This window comes from Nocardioides sp. AN3 (assembly GCF_054653495.1).
Genome location: NZ_BAAIGC010000010.1, coordinates 148,395 through 163,564 on the forward strand (window position 1 = coordinate 148,395; position 15,170 = coordinate 163,564).

Annotated in this window: 15 protein-coding genes; 6 read left to right on the top strand and 9 right to left on the bottom strand. The window is 70.5% G+C overall.

Annotated elements, in window-relative coordinates; all coding sequences use genetic code 11:
• Window positions 1-308: 308 nt before the first annotated feature.
• Entirely contained in the window at window positions 309-1,367 is a 1,059-nt protein-coding gene (locus ACYQ1K_RS13510; RefSeq protein ID WP_459983525.1) for a TerC family protein, read from the bottom strand.
• Window positions 1,368-1,575: 208 nt separating this feature from the next.
• On the opposite strand from ACYQ1K_RS13510, the gene ACYQ1K_RS13515 reads away from it, so the two are divergent.
• A complete protein-coding gene (locus ACYQ1K_RS13515) occupies window positions 1,576-2,202 on the top strand; it encodes a class I SAM-dependent methyltransferase (protein WP_459983526.1) in 627 nt (208 codons plus the stop codon).
• Between the two features lie 33 nt (window positions 2,203-2,235).
• Here the strand turns inward: ACYQ1K_RS13515 and ACYQ1K_RS13520 are convergent, their stop codons facing one another.
• Complete coding sequence (locus ACYQ1K_RS13520) at window positions 2,236-2,466, bottom strand: hypothetical protein (RefSeq protein ID WP_459983528.1); 231 nt, start codon at window positions 2,464-2,466, stop codon at window positions 2,236-2,238.
• Window positions 2,463-3,365 (bottom strand): mycothiol conjugate amidase Mca, encoded by a 903-nt coding sequence (gene mca / locus ACYQ1K_RS13525; protein WP_459983532.1) that lies wholly within the window; start codon window positions 3,363-3,365, stop codon window positions 2,463-2,465. The genes ACYQ1K_RS13520 and mca overlap by 4 nt, the downstream gene beginning before the upstream one ends.
• Before the next feature lie 29 nt (window positions 3,366-3,394).
• On the opposite strand from mca, the gene ACYQ1K_RS13530 reads away from it, so the two are divergent.
• Window positions 3,395-3,796 (top strand): DUF4307 domain-containing protein, encoded by a 402-nt coding sequence (locus ACYQ1K_RS13530; RefSeq protein ID WP_459983534.1) that lies wholly within the window; start codon window positions 3,395-3,397, stop codon window positions 3,794-3,796.
• A 6-nt stretch (window positions 3,797-3,802) separates the two neighbouring features.
• On the opposite strand, the gene greA is transcribed toward ACYQ1K_RS13530, so the two are convergent.
• The 4 genes from greA to ACYQ1K_RS13550 all read right to left on the bottom strand — a co-directional run bounded on the left by greA (window position 3,803) and on the right by ACYQ1K_RS13550 (window position 8,347).
• A complete protein-coding gene (gene greA / locus ACYQ1K_RS13535; RefSeq protein ID WP_459983536.1) occupies window positions 3,803-4,315 on the bottom strand; it encodes a transcription elongation factor GreA in 513 nt (170 codons plus the stop codon).
• 222 nt (window positions 4,316-4,537) lie between these two features.
• Window positions 4,538-5,758, bottom strand: a complete 1,221-nt coding sequence (gene ilvA / locus ACYQ1K_RS13540; protein ID WP_459983538.1) for a threonine ammonia-lyase — start codon at window positions 5,756-5,758, stop codon at window positions 4,538-4,540.
• The gene (locus ACYQ1K_RS13545) at window positions 5,755-7,101 is read right to left on the bottom strand and encodes an AI-2E family transporter (RefSeq protein ID WP_459983540.1); all 1,347 of its coding nucleotides are present in this window, start codon (window positions 7,099-7,101) and stop codon (window positions 5,755-5,757) included. The genes ilvA and ACYQ1K_RS13545 overlap by 4 nt, the downstream gene beginning before the upstream one ends.
• Window positions 7,102-7,171: 70 nt before the next feature.
• Window positions 7,172-8,347 carry a cystathionine gamma-synthase gene (locus ACYQ1K_RS13550; RefSeq protein WP_459983541.1) on the bottom strand — a complete coding sequence of 392 codons (1,176 nt, stop codon included), beginning with the start codon at window positions 8,345-8,347 and terminating at the stop codon, window positions 7,172-7,174.
• A gap of 87 nt (window positions 8,348-8,434) precedes the next feature.
• On the opposite strand from ACYQ1K_RS13550, the gene msrA reads away from it, so the two are divergent.
• Together msrA and ACYQ1K_RS13560 are read left to right on the top strand one after the other, a co-directional pair.
• Window positions 8,435-9,082, top strand: coding sequence for a peptide-methionine (S)-S-oxide reductase MsrA (gene msrA / locus ACYQ1K_RS13555; RefSeq protein ID WP_459983542.1), 648 nt, complete (start codon window positions 8,435-8,437; stop codon window positions 9,080-9,082).
• A gap of 156 nt (window positions 9,083-9,238) precedes the next feature.
• Window positions 9,239-11,617, top strand: a complete 2,379-nt coding sequence (locus tag ACYQ1K_RS13560) for a putative bifunctional diguanylate cyclase/phosphodiesterase (protein ID WP_459983543.1) — start codon at window positions 9,239-9,241, stop codon at window positions 11,615-11,617.
• 60 nt (window positions 11,618-11,677) lie between these two features.
• On the opposite strand, the gene malQ is transcribed toward ACYQ1K_RS13560, so the two are convergent.
• Both malQ and ACYQ1K_RS13570 read right to left on the bottom strand, forming a co-directional pair.
• Window positions 11,678-13,501 carry a 4-alpha-glucanotransferase gene (gene malQ / locus ACYQ1K_RS13565; protein WP_459983544.1) on the bottom strand — a complete coding sequence of 608 codons (1,824 nt, stop codon included), beginning with the start codon at window positions 13,499-13,501 and terminating at the stop codon, window positions 11,678-11,680.
• 30 nt (window positions 13,502-13,531) lie between these two features.
• The gene (locus tag ACYQ1K_RS13570; protein ID WP_459983545.1) at window positions 13,532-13,735 is read right to left on the bottom strand and encodes a hypothetical protein; all 204 of its coding nucleotides are present in this window, start codon (window positions 13,733-13,735) and stop codon (window positions 13,532-13,534) included.
• A 218-nt stretch (window positions 13,736-13,953) separates the two neighbouring features.
• Between ACYQ1K_RS13570 and ACYQ1K_RS13575 the strand changes: the two genes are divergently transcribed.
• Complete coding sequence (locus tag ACYQ1K_RS13575; protein ID WP_459983546.1) at window positions 13,954-14,193, top strand: hypothetical protein; 240 nt, start codon at window positions 13,954-13,956, stop codon at window positions 14,191-14,193.
• Between the two features lie 376 nt (window positions 14,194-14,569).
• A partial coding sequence (locus tag ACYQ1K_RS13580) for a hypothetical protein (protein ID WP_459983549.1) occupies window positions 14,570-15,170 on the top strand: 601 nt, incomplete at its 3' end.

Here is a 15,170-nt window from a genome sequence, read left to right on the forward strand (position 1 = left end):
GGCGCCGTCGCAGTCGTGCAAGGGGTCCTCCTCATTGGAACAGGAGCATGTCGTTCCACCGAAGTGCGCGCTTCACCGAGCGCGGAGCGACCACGCGGGCGATCTCCGGTGCGCGGCAGCGCAACGACAGCCGCCGCTGGGGACGGCGACATGTTCGGAGGCCCGACTTCTTGAGCCGTTCCGAATTATGCCAGAGAGCACCACGCTGCCCGACCGGCCCCGGTACCCGGACGTGTCGCAGACATGTCAGGCCGGCCCCGCGCCCCCGCCCTCATGGTCCACCGGCACCCACCCCGGTCAGTCGGGTGTCAGTCGCGGTGCCACTCCCGACGGGGGCCCGTGACGGCGTCGCGCTCGGCGTCGGACATGCGCCGCGAGCCGACGAGGCTGGCGACTGTGGTGACGGCGAGCGTGCCGACGATGACCACGAGCGAGAGCCAGATGGGGATGTCGGGCGCCCAGTGCACGGGGTGGCCGCCGTTGATGAAGGGCAGCTCGTTCTCGTGCAGGGCGTGCAGGATGAGCTTCAGCCCGATGAAGCCGAGCAGGAACGCCAGCCCGTAGGACAGGTAGATGAGCCGCTCGAGCAGACCGCCGATGAGGAAGTAGAGCTGACGCAGGCCCATCAGTGCAAACAGGTTCGCCGTGAAGACGATGTAGGGGTCCTTCGTCAGACCGTAGATCGCCGGGATGGAGTCGAGCGCGAAGAGCAGGTCGGTCGTGCCGAGGGTGAGCACCACGAAGAACATCGGCGTCAGCAGGCGCGACCCGCCGACCTTCGTCAGGAGGTGCGTCCCGTGCCACTGGGTGGTGGCGGGCAGGTGTGTCTCCGCGAAGCGGACGAGCCGGTTCTCCTCGTACTCGTCCTCGTCCTCGCCGCCCTCCCGGGCCAGCTTCACGGCGGTGTAGACCAGGAAGAGACCGAAGAGGTAGAAGATCCAGCTGAACTGGTTGATGGCGGCCGCGCCGACGAGGATGAAGATCCCGCGCATCACGAGCGCGATCACGATCCCGATCAGCAGCGCCGTCTGCTGATACTGCCGGGGCACCCCGAACTTCGCCATGATGATGATGAAGATGAAGAGGTTGTCGACCGAGAGCGAGTACTCGGTCAGCCAGCCGGCGAAGAACTCGGCGGATGGGTTCGGCGACAGCGCGTGCGGCTCGGCGAAGACGGCAAGACCGATCCCGAAGAGCACCGCCAGCCCGATGAACATGCCGAGGTGACGGGTCACCTCGGCCATCGACGGCTCGTGAGGGCGGCGCGCGATGACGAAGATGTCCAACGCGATGACGCCGACGAGGACGACGGTGGTGATCGCCCAGACGGTCGGCGAGGCGACCGAGTCGCCGTAGAGAGCGTTCATGAGATGTGTCTCCTCCGGAGTGCGTGACGGAACTCCGGAGGTCTCTTCCACCCACTCATGAACGGTGGGCCGACGGCACCGGGTCCGCTCCGAGAAGCGGGCCGTCCTGACGACGCCGTCGCGAAGGAATACTCCCCTCCCTGCGCAGCCCATTCTCGCATGGCGACCCCGTCGCCGGCGAACCCGGGGCGGCGGTAGCGTGACCGCCATGGACGCCAGCGGGTGGAACGAGCGGTACGCCGCGACGGAGCTGGTCTGGTCGGCCGAGCCGAATCGCTTCGTCGCCGCGGAGGTCGCTGACCTGGCGCCCGGACGCGCCGTCGACCTCGCCGCCGGCGAGGGGCGCAACGCGCTTCACCTGGCCCGACTCGGGTGGCGGGTGACCGCCGTGGACTTCTCGCAGGTCGCCCTCGACAAGGGCCGCGCCGTCGCCGGCGACCTGGCGATCGAGTGGGTCTGCGCCGACGCCACGACCTGGCGGGTGCCGGAGCCGGTCGACCTCGTCGTCGAGGCCTACCTCCACCTGCCCGTCGAGGAGCGGCGCGCGGCGGTGGGCAACGCGTTCTCGTCGCTGCGCGTGGGTGGGACGCTCCTCGTGGTCGGACACGACTCGACCAACCTGACCGAGGGCACGGGCGGCCCGCAGGACCCCGACGTGCTCATGACCGCCGAGGACATCCTGGAGGACCTCGACGCCGTGTGCGCAGAGTCGGGGGCGGCCTACGACGTCGTGCGTGCCGAGCGGGTCGCGCGACCCGTCGCCGAGCCGGGCCACCGCCAGGAGGACGACCTGGTCGCGTGGGACTGCCTCGTGCGGGTGGTGCGCCGGTCCTGATCCAGCCCTGACTCAGTCCTGTTCGGCCCCTCTTCAGCCCCGGGGCGCGTGGCCTCGCCGCTCGTCCTTCGACGAGGGCAGGATGCCGGCCTCCTTGTTGCGCTGGGCCTTCTTGAGCTGGCGGGACAGGCTCCAGCCCAGCAGCGCCACTGCGGCGAGCAGCAGGAGGAAGACGGCGAAGGCGGTCCAGCCGGCCTTCACATCGGCCGGCTTCGGGCCCTCGGTCGCCCAGGTGGTGACAAGCGTGCTGATCAGGGTGTTCATGGGTGTTCCTTCGCGGTGATGCCGGCGAACAGGTCGTCCTCCGGCACGGTGGTCTCGACGTGGCTCGTGACGAGCTCGAAGTCCTCGGTGGGCCACACCTTGGCCTGGATCTCGTGCGGGATCGCGAACCAGGCGCTGTCGGGGTCGATCTGCGTGGCGTGGGCCAGCAGGGCCTGGTCGCGCACGCCGAAGAACTCAGAGCACGGCACCCGAGTCGTGATCCGGGCGTCCCACTCGGGCTCGGGCTTCCAGTCCTCGAGGCGCTGCGCGTAGGGCGACTCCAGGCCGTGCTCGAGCATCGCCTCGTGGAGAGCCAGGGTCTTCGGCCGGTTGAAGCCGTGGTGGTAGTAGAGCTTGAGGACCTGCCACGCCTCCCCCAGCTCCGGGTGCCACGTCGGGTCGGACGCCTTGTCGAAGGCGAACACGCTGACCTGGTGGCACATCACGTGGTCGGGGTGCGGGTAGCCGCCCCGCTCGTCGTACGTCGTGAGGACGTGCGGACGCAGCGACCGGATCAGCCGCACCAGCGGCACCGCCGCCTCCTCGACCGGCACCAGCCCGAAGCAGCCCTCGGGGAGCGGCGGGCGTGGATCTCCCTCGGGCCAGCCGGAGTCGACGAACCCCAGCCAGTCCTGCGTCACCCCCAGGATGTCGCGCGCGCGCTCCATCTCCTGGCGGCGGATCTCGTGGATGTTCTCCAGGATGCCGGGCCGGTCCATCTTCGGATTGAGGATCGAGCCCCGCTCACCGCCCGTGCAGGTGACCACGTGGACGTCCACACCGTTGGCGACATACATCGCCGTGCTCGCCGCGCCCTTGCTCGACTCGTCGTCGGGGTGGGCGTGGACGTGCATGAGCCGCAGCCCAGCCCAGGCTGCGGCTCGGGGGTGGTCGGGCATGGTCTGATCCTAGGTGGGAGAGTGAGCGGGTGACTCAGCAGGATCCGCGCATCGCCGAGCGGTACGCCGCACACTCCTCGGTCTGGCCGAAGGTGTTCCTCGCCGTCGGGGTCCTGGTGCCGTTCCTGCTGGCGATCTGGCTGGCGTGGGCCGTCTACGTGCACTCCACGCCGCAGGTCACCTCGGACCTGTCGACCTGGAAGGTCGTGGACGACCACACGGTCGACGCGCGGCTCGAGGTCGATCTCCGATCCGGCGCCAAGAGCCCCCGGTGCCTGCTGCGGGCCTACGCCGAGGACCACACCATCGTCGGGGACAAGTCCTTCGTGCCGAGCAACGGCCGCAACGACGTCTCGATCAGGACCGAGCGCCTCGCGACGTCGGTCGAGAAGATCGGATGCACCACCGCCGACCAGAACGACGCGCGGTAGCGACGATCAGCCCTTGAAGAGCTCCGCGCTGAGGACCTGCACCTTGATGGCACGGCCGGTCGGGCCGGTGAACTCGACCGTCTCACCGGCCTTGTGGCCGAGCAGCGCGCGGCCGATCGGCGCCTGCGGGCTGAAGACGTCACCGTCGTAGAACTGCTTCATCTCGATCGCGCCGAAGAGGAACGTCTCCGCCTCGTCGTCCGCATCGCCGTCGTACTTGTACGTGACGACCTTGCCGGCGGCCACGATGCCGTCGTCCGCGGGCTCGGTGGTGTCGGCGGTGCGCAGGAGGGCCTCGAGGGCCTGGATCTCGCCCTCGAGCCGGCCCTGCGCCTCGCGCGCGGCGTGGTAGCCGCCGTTCTCCTTGAGATCACCCTCGTCGCGGGCCGCGCTGATCTCGGCGACGATCGCCTGGCGCTGCGGACCCTTCATGTCCTCCAGCTGAGCGGCCAGCTGGTCGTAGGCGGACTTCGCCAACCACACTGTGCTCGCGCCGGCGGTGTCGGTCTGCTGCGTCATGAGGGGTACTCCTCGGTGGATCGGTGAGCCGCTGGGCGGCTCGCACTGCGGGAATCGGAATGCTGGGGGCGACGGGAGAAGACACGATCGCCTCGAGTGACTTCGGTCGGCGGGCCATCCTCTCTCGACGGCCCAGCGGACTGTCAGAACGTCTGAGTCTAGCAAGCCTGTGGTCGAGACGCAGGTGGGCGCGAGGCGGGACGCTGCCGGGACGCTGCCGGCTCAGCTGAGCTCGACCCGGTAGCCGCGGGTGCGGAGTCGATCCACGAGCTGGACCGCATGGGGCTCGCCGCGGGTCTCGAGCTGCAGCAGGACCTCGACCTCGTCGAGACTCAGGGTCGGGCTGGTGCGTGCATGCGCGACCTCGAGCACGTTGGCCCCGGCTCCCCCGACCTCCGCGAGGAGCTCCGCCAGCCCGCCGGGCAGATCGGGGATGACGAGACGCAGCGTGACGAACCGCCCCGCCGAGGCGAGACCGTGCCGGATCACCTTGTTGAGCAGCAGCGGGTCGATGTTGCCGCCGGAGAGCACGATCACCGTCGGGCCGGGGAACCCCGCCGGGTCGTCGAGCACCGCCGCCACACCGGCGGCTCCGGCGGGCTCGACGACGAGCTTGGCCCGCTCCAGGACGCCGAGCAGGGCCCGGGAGAGGGACTCCTCGGAGACGGTCCGGATCTCGTCGACGTTGTCACGCACAGCCGCGAAGGTGATGTCCCCGGGCAGGCCGACTGCGATGCCGTCGGCCATCGTCTTCATCGACGGCAGCGCCAGCGGCCGGCCCTCGGCCAGCGAGCCGGGGAAGGCGGCCGCCCCCTCGGCCTGGACGCCGACGAGCCGCACGCTCGGGTTCTTCGCCTTGATGGCGAGCGCGATCCCAGCGAGAAGTCCGCCGCCACCGGTGGGCACGACGACCGTGCGCACGTCCGGCACCTGCTCCAGGATCTCGAGGCCGACGCTGCCCTGGCCCGCCACGATGTCGACGTGGTCGAACGGATGGATGAGGACGGCGCCGGTCTCCTCAGCGAACCGGCGCGCAGCCGCGAGGCTGTCCTCCAGGTAGCGGCCTTCGAACACGACCGTCGCCCCGTAGCTTCGGGTCGCCTTCTCCTTCGGGATCGGGGCGCCCTCGGGCATGAAGACCGTCGCGGGGATGCCGAGCCGCTGGGCGGCGAGCGCGACGCCCTGCGCGTGGTTGCCCGCGCTCGCGGCAACGACCCCGCGGGCACGCTCCTCCGGGCTCAGCCGCGCGATGCGGACGTAGGCCCCGCGGGACTTGAACGAGCCGGTGCGCTGGAGGTTCTCGCACTTGAACCGCACCGGCGCGCCGGTCAGCGCCTCGAGCCACCGAGCGCCCTGGACGGGCGTCTCGACGGCGACATCGGACAGCAGGTCGCGGGCGGCCTCGATGTCGGCCAGGGTGACGGTGCCCTCCTCGACGCTCACGAGCCGTCCTCCTGCCCACTGTCCTCGGGGACGTCGGGGACCTCCGCGTCCGTCGCGTCGACGTCCTCGGCGTAGTCCTCGGCGAGCTCCTCCTCCGGGTCGGCGCCGACCGTCGTCTCCGCCGCCAGGTGCTGCACCACCGCGTTGAGGGCCGCCGCCAACGGGACGGCGACCAGGGCGCCGGCGATGCCGGCCACCAGCACGCCGGTGGCGATCGCGACGATCACCGCCAGTGGGTGGACCGAGACCCATCGCCCGAGGAGGAACGGCTGCAGACCGTGCGCCTCGAGCTGCTGGACGAGGATGACGCCGCCGAGCATGAGCAGCGCGGTCACCGGGCCCTGGTCGACGAGCGCGACGAGGACCGCCACGCTGCCGGCCAGGGTCGCGCCGATGAGCGGCACGAAAGCGCCCAGGAACACCAGCACGCCGATCGCGGCCACGAACGGCACCCGCAGGACGGCCGCGACGATCATCACGCCGATCGCGTCGACCGCCGCCACGATCACCGTGGCGCGCACGAACTGGGTGAGCGAGATCCAGGCGACCCGGCCGGAGCCGTCCACCCGCCCGCGAGCGGCCCGCGGGGCGATCCGCACCAGCCACGCCCAGATCCGATCGCCGTCGGCGAGGAAGAAGTACGTCGCGAAGAGCGTGATGAAGATGCCCGCGAAGACGTGCGAGAGGGCGGTGCCGACCTCGCCGACACGACCGACGACGTTGCCGCCGCTGGTCGTGCGGTCGGTGATCGCCTTCTGGACACGGTCGATGTAGTTGTTGATCTGGCTGTCGCTGGCATGGAGCGGCCCGTTCTTGAGCCAGTCCTTGATCTCACCGAGGCCCTTGACCGTCTGGTCGGCCAGGTCATTGGCGCCGTTGGCGACCTGCTGGCCGGCGAACGTCAACAGCGCCGCGACGAAGACGAGCCCCCCGATGACCACCAGGAACGACGAGACACCCCGCGGAAGGCCGGCACGCTGCAGGGCCACCACCAGCGGGACGACGAGGGCGGCGATGAGCATCGCCACCACCAGCGGGATCACGACGAGCTCGAGGTAGCCCAGCGCGCGCACCAGGAAGTAGCCCGCAATGGCGATCACCAGGAAGCGCCACGCCCACTGCGCGGCGAGCTCGACGCCCGACGGGACCGCCGGCGCGCGCTCGATCGGCGTCGCCACCGCGACGGGCACCGCGAGCTGCGCCTGGCGCTCCTCACGGAGCTGGCTCCACTGGTGGAGGAGCCGCGCGGCGAACCGGGCCTCGTCCGCCGGGGGGACCGGCGGCTCAGTCGGCTCCGGTTGCGCCGTGCGGGCGGGCCGGCGCCTCGGGTTCTCGTCCGTCATGTCCCGAGACTAGGGCGTGGTGGGGACATCCCCTGTCAGCGCCGCGGCGCTCGCCGGCGCTACCCGTTCGCTAGCCCAGCGCTCGGTCGAGATCGCGCACGAGATCGTCGGCCGTCTCGATGCCGACGCTCAGCCGGATGAGGTCGGCGGGGACCTCGAGCTCGGTGCCGGCGACGCTGGCGTGCGTCATGCGGCCCGGATGCTCGATGAGCGACTCGACACCGCCCAGCGACTCGCCGAGGGTGAAGACCTCGGCCCGCTCGCACACGTCGAGCGCCTTGCTCTCACCACCAGCGACGCGGAAGGAGATCATGCCGCCGTACCTCTTCATCTGGCGCGACGCGACCTGGTGGCCGGGGTGGCTCGCGAGTCCGGGGTAGAACACCTCTGAGACGCGCGAGTCGTTGACGAGGAAGTCGACGACGCGCTCGGCGTTGTCACAGTGCCGGTCCATCCGCACGGCCAGCGTCTTGAGGCCGCGGTGGGTCAGATAGGCGTCGAACGGGCCCGCGACGCCACCGATCGCGTTCTGGTGGAACCCGATCTTGGCGGCGAGGTCGAGGTCGCGCACGACGACCGCTCCCCCGACGACGTCGGAGTGCCCGCCGACGTACTTGGTGGTCGAGTGCACGACGATGTCGGCGCCCAGCGTCAGCGGCTGCTGGAGGTAGGGCGAGGCGAAGGTGTTGTCCACGACCAACAGCGCACCGGCGGCGTGGGCCAGGTTGGCGATCGCGGCGATGTCGGCGATGTTGAGCAGCGGGTTGGTCGGCGTCTCGACCCAGACCATCCTGGTCCGGCCCGGCCTGATCGCCTCGGCGACGGACGCGACGTCGTGGATCGACGTGGGCGTGTACTCCAAGCCCCAGGGGCGCGCGACCTTGTCGACGAGACGGAACGTGCCGCCGTACGCGTCGTCCGGGAAGACGAGGTGGTCCCCGGCCTCGAGCAGGCTCCGCAGGATCGTGTCCTCGGCGGCCAGCCCGCTCGCGAAGGCGAACCCGCGCTCACCCTGCTCGACGGCGGCGATCGCCCCCTCGAGGGCTGTGCGGGTCGGGTTCGCCGAGCGGCTGTACTCGTAGCCGCCGCGGAGTCCACCGACACCGTCCTGCTTGTAGGTGCTGGAGGCGACGATCGGCGGGTTCACCGCCCCCGTCGTCGGGTCCGGCTCGTAGCCGGCGTGGATGGCCAGGGTCTCGAAGCCTGACCCCTTCAGGTCTGATTCAGTTCGGTGCTCCTGGGTCACGTCGACGAGCCTAGCGAGCGGGAACTTCTGCGTGTCCCACGGTGTTGGATGGATGCCACCACCAGACCCTCGTGAAGGAGGACCACCATGTTCGGTCGTCCGAAGACCCTCTTCTCCCCCGAGCAGACCCTTCCCGGCCATGACGCCCCGATGTGGGACCTGCCGGCCCGGCACCGTGTGCTCGGCACCGCTCTCGACGCGACTCCGGGCGACGGCACGACGCCCGAGGGGTTCGAGGTCGCCTACTTCGGTCTCGGCTGCTTCTGGGGCGCCGAAGAGATCTACTGGCAGAAGCCAGGCGTCTACTCGACCTCCGTCGGCTACCAGGGCGGCACGTCACCCCACCCGACGTACGAGGAGGTGTGCAGCGGGCGCACCAACCACACGGAGGCGATCCGCATCGTCTTCGACCCGTCGGTGGTCTCCTACGCCGACCTCGTGAAGACCTTCTTCGAGGTCCACGACCCGACCCAAGGCATGCGCCAGGGCAACGACGTCGGCACGCAGTACCGCTCGGCGATCTACTACACGACCCCGGAGCAGGAGCAGACGGCACTCGAGCTGACCAAGGTGTACGGCGAGGAGCTGGCGCGTCGCGGGTTCGACCCGATCACCACCGAGGTGCGCGAGGCGCCGGTGTACTACCCCGCCGAGCCCTACCACCAGCAGTACCTCGACCGGGTCCCCCACGGGTATCGGTGCCACGCGAAGACCGGGGTGCCCTTCCCGGCCTGAGATTGTGCCGGACCCCGGTTGTCGGGGTGGCCCGATCGGGCTAGACCACCTCCGGTGCCGATGGTCCGTTCGGGCGAACCTCCGCCGAACGGCCGGCTCCTGCGCGGCGTGCACGCGATCATGGCTGCGAACAGTCGCGGAAGAGATCGGGGCCCCATGACCGTGCTGCCTGCTCAGCCGCGAGCGACGCTCGGCTGGCTGTTCAATGCGGCGATCTGTGGCGCGGGACTCGCGATCGCGGTGCTCGCGACGGTGGTCGCGCGGATCAACGCACACACGGTCCCGGCGGCGATGAGCGTCGGCGGCGTCATCCTGATCGTCGTCGTCGCACGGTTTCCGATCGTCTTCGACCGAGCCGGCAGCGGCGGGATCGAGGTCGGGTTCGACTCGACGATCCTCATGTTCATGCTCTGCACGCTGCCGACGCCGGACGCGCTCGTCGTCTGGTCGCTCGGCGTGCTCGCCACCCAGCTGACCGCCGACAAGCGCCTCTCGCCGAAGCTGTTCAACATCGGCGTCGGGATCGTGGCAGGCGCCCTCGCGGCTCTCATCCTCACCACCGTGCGCGGCGAGGGCGCCGGGGACATGCGAGAGCTCGTGGGCGTCGCGCTGGCCGCCACGGCGTACTTCGCGACCGACCTGCTGCTCTCGGCGGTCTCGGTGACGATCAGCAGCGGCGGCCGCTTCAGCCGCCATCTCGTGCAACGCGAGACGTTCGTGGCGATCGCGTGCTTCGTCCCGTTCGACACGCTGGGCTACCTGGCGGCGATCGTCCACCGGACGGCTCCGTGGTGGAGCCTGAGCCTGCTGTGCGTGCCACTCGTGACACTCCTCGTGGCGACGCGCGCCGTCACCCGCGGGCAGGAGAACGCCCGCCGTCTCAGTGCGCTCTTCGACGCCGCCATGCGGGCGCAGACTCTCGCCACACGTCGCGAGGTGGAGGACGCGCTGGTCGAGGACGCCCGCCGGCTGCTCCGGCTCTCGCACGTGGCCGTGCGCCCGACCCCGCCGGGTCGCTCGGAGATCGGCGCGGAGGTCCAGGGCGGCGACGAGCCCCTGTGGCTGGTCGCCAAGGCCCTCGACCGCGCGCGCTCGACGTCCGCCGCTGACGAGCAGGCCCTGCGGGCGCTCGCGGCCGTGGCCGCCGAGGCACTCTCGCGCCTCGACCTCACCGACGAGATGGTGCACATCGCTCGGCACGACCCGCTGACCGACCTGCCCAACCGCGGCATCCTGCTCGACCGTGTGACCGAGGCGCTGGGCTCGTCCACGACCGGCCAGCACCCGGTCGCGCTCCTGTTCATCGACCTCGACGACTTCAAGCCCGTCAACGACCGCTTCGGCCACGAGGCCGGCGACAAGGTGCTCGTCGCGCTCGCGGGACGGCTTCGGGAGTCCGTCGGCGCGTGGGGCACCGTCGCCCGGCTCGGCGGCGACGAGTTCGCCGTGCTGTTCGAGAACCGCGGGCCCCTCGAGGTCGAGGTCGTCTGCGACGACATCCTTGCCGCCCTCCGTGAGGAGCTGTCCGTCGACGAGCACACGATGTCCATCGGCGCCAGCGCCGGCATCGCCTTCGCGGCCCTCGGCGACACCGCAACAGGCCTCCTGCGCAAGGCCGACCTGGCGATGTATGCCTCCAAGATGGCGGGCAAGGGCCAGGTCGAGGAGTACGCCGACACGATGGGCCTGTCCCGGCTGGAGCGTCTCGAGCTCGTCGACGACCTGCGGCACGCGCTGACACGAGGCGACATCGACGTCGCCTATCAGCCGATCGTCAGCCTGGACACCGGCCGGGTCGTCGGGGCCGAGGCGCTCGCTCGATGGAGCCGCCGAGGGGCTGCCGTGCCGCCGAACGTCTTCATCCCCGCAGCCGAGGACGCGGGACTGATCGTCGACCTCGGCGAGCGGGTGCTTGCGAGGGTCGCGGCCGATGCCGTCCACCTGCGCAGCATGGTCGCCGGACCGTTCAGCCTGTCCGTCAACATCTCGGCACGCCAGCTCCATGAGCCGACCTTCCTCGACGTCGTCCGCCGGACGGTCGCTGCGCTCGCGGACGTCACGCTCGTCCTGGAGATCACCGAGCGGCAGGGCATCGACCTGGACCCGAGCGTGCTTGCCACGATGGACGGGATCTGTGCGGCGGGCGCTCAGCTCGCGATCGACGACTTCGGCGTCGGGTTCTCCTCGATCAGCTATCTGCACGACCTGCCGGTGCACTACATCAAGGCAGACGCCTCGCTCTCTCAGGACATCGACGTCGACCAGCGCTCCTCCGCGCTGCTCCTCTCGGTCATCGCCATGGGCCGCACGCTCGGCTTCGGCGTCGTGGTCGAGGGCATCGAGCGCGGGACCCAGCTCGACGCCCTCGGCGACGACACCGCTGACGTCTGCGCGCAGGGCTATCTCATGCACCGCCCGATGCCTGCCGCGCAGCTCGTCTCCGTCGTCGGCGCCGACCAGCAGCACAGCAGTCTGCGTGCGGCGCGGTTGCGACGGTGGCAGGCGGGCACCGGGGCGGACGAGGCTTCAGCCTGACCGTGGGACCGCGCCGTGGGCGCCCGGTCCAGATCGGGCGTCCTGGCACCGCCGGACAGCTCACCGCTCCGCGTGGTCCGCGAGGAGCCGGGCGAGCTCACGAACGCCGGGATCCTCGAGGAGCTGCTCAAGCGGAAGGGGCAGCGGGATGCGCCAGTTGTCGCGGTCGGTCGTGCCGGGAATGTTGGGGCGCCGCTGCGCGCCCACGGCATCGTCGAGGGAGGCGGCGAGCAGCAACGAGGGCGCCTTCGCGAGCTGCTCGTAGGCCGTCCTGATCGCCTGGTCGACGGACGCCTCAGCCGCAAGACCGGTGCGTCGGAGCCGTCCCAGCAGCTCCTCGCGGCCCGCCGCGATGTCGTCCTCCGTCATCCCGGTCGTCGCAGCCTGCTCCTCCGCGTCCGCTCCGCTCCACAGACCGGCGACGGTGGGAAGGTCGTGGGTCGTGACGGCTGCCAGCGCCTCCCGCGGCCATTCGGCGGGATCCTCGTCCTCGAACCACAGGACGCGGTAGGACAGGATGCCGCGCTCGGCCAGCGCCTCGCGGACGCCCGGCTCGACGGTCCCGAGGTCCTCACCGACCACGACGGCGCCCGCTCGATGCGACTCCAGCGCCACGATGTCGAGAAGGTCGTCGGCCGGGTAGCGGACGTAGGCGCCTTCCGTCGGTGCTGAGCCCTCCGGGATCCACCAGAGGCGGAACAGCCCCATCACGTGGTCGATGCGCAGTCCGCCTGCTCCCGCGATCGTGGCACGCACGGACTCGATGAAGGGTGCATACTCGTCGGCGCGCAACCGCCATGGCACGAACGGCGGAGAGCCCCAGTCCTGACCGGTCGAGTTCATCATGTCCGGCGGGGCGCCGACGCTGACGCCGTGGGCCAGAACATGCTGCCACGCCCAGGCGTCGGCTCCACCGCCGGCCACGCCGATCGGGAGGTCCTGGATGAGCGTCAGCTCGCCGCTGGCCTCTCGCAGCTGATGGTCAAGCAGCCACTGGAGCCAGGCATGGAAGTCGACCCGGGCGGCGTGGGTGCGAGCGTACGCCGCCACGGCCGGGCCGTCCGGACGTCGGAGCTCCTCCGGCCAGCTCCGCCAGTCGGGCCCATGCTCCTCGGCCAGCGCGCACCAGGTCGCCCAGTCCTCGAGCGGACGAGCGGCCTTGCCTCGCCAGGCTCTGAAGTCCGGAGCATCGAGATCGCAGGCGGCCTTCAACGCCCGGCGCTTGAGCCGCCAGACGGTGTCGCGGTCGAGGGTCGACTCCCTTCGCAGACGATCGACCTCGGCCCGCAGATCGCTCGTCACCTGGTCCAGGCGAAGGTAGAGCGGGCTGAGGAACCGTCGCGTCGCCGGCAGGTAGGGGCTCGGCTCCTGGGGCAGCGTCGGCGCCGTCGCATGGAGCGGGTTGACCAGGAGGAAGCCGCCACCCAGCCGCTCCGTCCACTCACGCAGGACCCTCAGGTCGCCCAGATCTCCGATGCCCCAGCTGTCCTGCGAGCGCACCGCGTAGAGCTGGACCGTCCAACCCCACGCCTGCTCGGAGGGCTGATGGCACCGCCCTGGGGAGACGACGAGGAGACGGTCGTGACCACCGACCTCGACGCGGTGGTAGCCCAGCGGGAAGTCCGAGGGCACCTCGTCCTCGATCGTCCGCCTGACGCCGTCCTCGCACCTCACCTCGAGGGCTCCGAGGCCCAGTCGCCGCCCGGGTCTCGTGACCAGCGGCGCACGGTCCTCCAGGTCCTCCGGCGGTGTGCCGATGAGCTCGCGAAGGCGGTCGAGGGTCACCTCATCGACCCGTTGCGGGTGATCGTCGGCGTCCACCCAGTCGCGCTGCAGACCCCACGCGTCGACGGCGCCACGGGCGTGTGCGGGGTCCGTGCTCATGCTTCGCAGTGCCCCGATGCCGGGCCGGTCTCACATGTCCCGGTCGCGCCCGCCCTCGCTCAGGCGCTCGCGCAACAGCTCCGCGTCGACGCGCCGCGGGCTCTGCGGCGGCCAGCCCGTCTCGCCCTCAGCGATATAGAGGCCGACGTACGCCGTGGTGTCGCGCTGGTCAGGGCGTCCCTCCGCGACGTCCGCCGTCGTCGGGGTCGGAGCCGATGTCGTCCTGGTCGCCACATCCGGTCAGGTCTGATCTTCCCGCTGCCCCTTCCGGCTCGTCGCTGCCGGCTCGCGGCTCGCGGCTTCCGGCTCGCGGCTTCCGGCTCGCGGCTTCCCGCATGCGCACTGCTGCGTGCGCCTACCTGCCTACCTTCGTCGCGCATCGGCGCATGGCTCGATCCGGCGCATCGCCCATCGCGCTTGCCTCACGCAAGAATCTGCCTTTGCGGAGCCAGATGGATCGCGAGCAGCAGACCCTCGACATCGCCGCCGCAGTGTTCGGTGACGCCACCGCGTGGCTTGTGGTCGCCGGTGTCACCGCGGTCGGTCTCGCCACCGTGTCCGATCTCGATTCAGGAGCTGCCTTCATCCCGCCGTTCGCCTTCGCCGGATACGTGGTCACCGTCGTGAGGCGACTCCTGACGGCCCCACGACGACGGACTCAGCCGGATGGTCCCAGACGACAGGCGAGCTGACGGGGTGCCGGAACGATCAACGCGCCGCGACGGCCGACAGGAGTGAGGCCGCTGATTCGGCCGGTCGTATCGCCGATCCAGACCGTGCTGACACGTCCCACGGCCTCGGCGATCACACGCTGGTTCGCCACGCTCGCAGCGGTCCGGCCAAGAGCGCGTGCTGATCGCGAAGGCGGACGGTTTCGGCTACCGCGACTGTCGGTTGATCACCTCAGCAAGGTCCCCCGCACCGGCCCAGGCGCGAGACATGTTGTCGGACCCAGCTCCTAGCCTTCTTCCGGGGACGTTCGCGGTGCCAGAGGTGACTGTCTTCGCCTGTTCCACAGGCGTTCGGTCGACCCAACAGATTGTCGGTGGCTTCTGATTGGCTTGTTCCATGTCGATCTCGGAACCGCTTCCTCCGCCGCCAGCCGGCGAGCCCGATCCCGAGTGCGATCGTGATCGGGAGAGTGGCTTCGATCCTAGCCGCGATCGTGCGCCGCACCCCGAGCATGACACCGACCTCGACCGCGATGCCGACCGCGATGCCGACCGCGATGCCGACCGCGATGCCGACCGCGATGCCGACCGCGATGCCGACCGCGCCCAGGACCCGGATCGCGTACCCGACCATGACAAGGCCGCCGACGACGCCGAGGCCGCTGCGGGCGCTGAGGCCGCTAAGGCCGATGAGGCCGCTGAGGACCGTTCCCCTCTGCCGGCCGAGGAGGACTGGCCTGTCCCGCGTGACGAGGATGTGCCGCCGCTCGAGGAGGAGTGCCCGCCGCCTGACGAGGAATGGCCGCCTCCGCCTGATGATGATGACGGTGGGTCGTGGGAGTCCACTGGGGAGTTGTTGGAGGCCTTCACCGCCGCCCAACGCCGCGAGGCCCGCGAACAGGTCCGCAAGATCCAAGTCGCTGTCGACTACTGCGCGTTCAACTCCCCCGACTCCCGCCATCCCGCCGCCCGACTCCCCGGCACCCAAGGCACCATGG

Excerpts from the sequence above, each read along its gene's own strand:
- ACYQ1K_RS13510 (WP_459983525.1), bottom strand. The coding sequence starts at position 1,367 with ATGAACGCTCTCTACGGCGACTCGGTCGCCTCGCCGACCGTCTGGGCG.
- ACYQ1K_RS13520 (WP_459983528.1), bottom strand. The coding sequence starts at position 2,466 with ATGAACACCCTGATCAGCACGCTTGTCACCACCTGGGCGACCGAGGGC.
- malQ (WP_459983544.1), bottom strand. The coding sequence starts at position 13,501 with ATGAGCACGGACCCCGCACACGCCCGTGGCGCCGTCGACGCGTGGGGT.
- ACYQ1K_RS13545 (WP_459983540.1), bottom strand. The coding sequence starts at position 7,101 with ATGACGGACGAGAACCCGAGGCGCCGGCCCGCCCGCACGGCGCAACCG.
- ACYQ1K_RS13560 (WP_459983543.1), top strand. The coding sequence starts at position 9,239 with ATGACCGTGCTGCCTGCTCAGCCGCGAGCGACGCTCGGCTGGCTGTTC.
- ACYQ1K_RS13575 (WP_459983546.1), top strand. The coding sequence starts at position 13,954 with ATGGATCGCGAGCAGCAGACCCTCGACATCGCCGCCGCAGTGTTCGGT.
- greA (WP_459983536.1), bottom strand. The coding sequence starts at position 4,315 with ATGACGCAGCAGACCGACACCGCCGGCGCGAGCACAGTGTGGTTGGCG.
- mca (WP_459983532.1), bottom strand. The coding sequence starts at position 3,365 with ATGCCCGACCACCCCCGAGCCGCAGCCTGGGCTGGGCTGCGGCTCATG.
- ACYQ1K_RS13515 (WP_459983526.1), top strand. The coding sequence starts at position 1,576 with ATGGACGCCAGCGGGTGGAACGAGCGGTACGCCGCGACGGAGCTGGTC.
- msrA (WP_459983542.1), top strand. The coding sequence starts at position 8,435 with ATGTTCGGTCGTCCGAAGACCCTCTTCTCCCCCGAGCAGACCCTTCCC.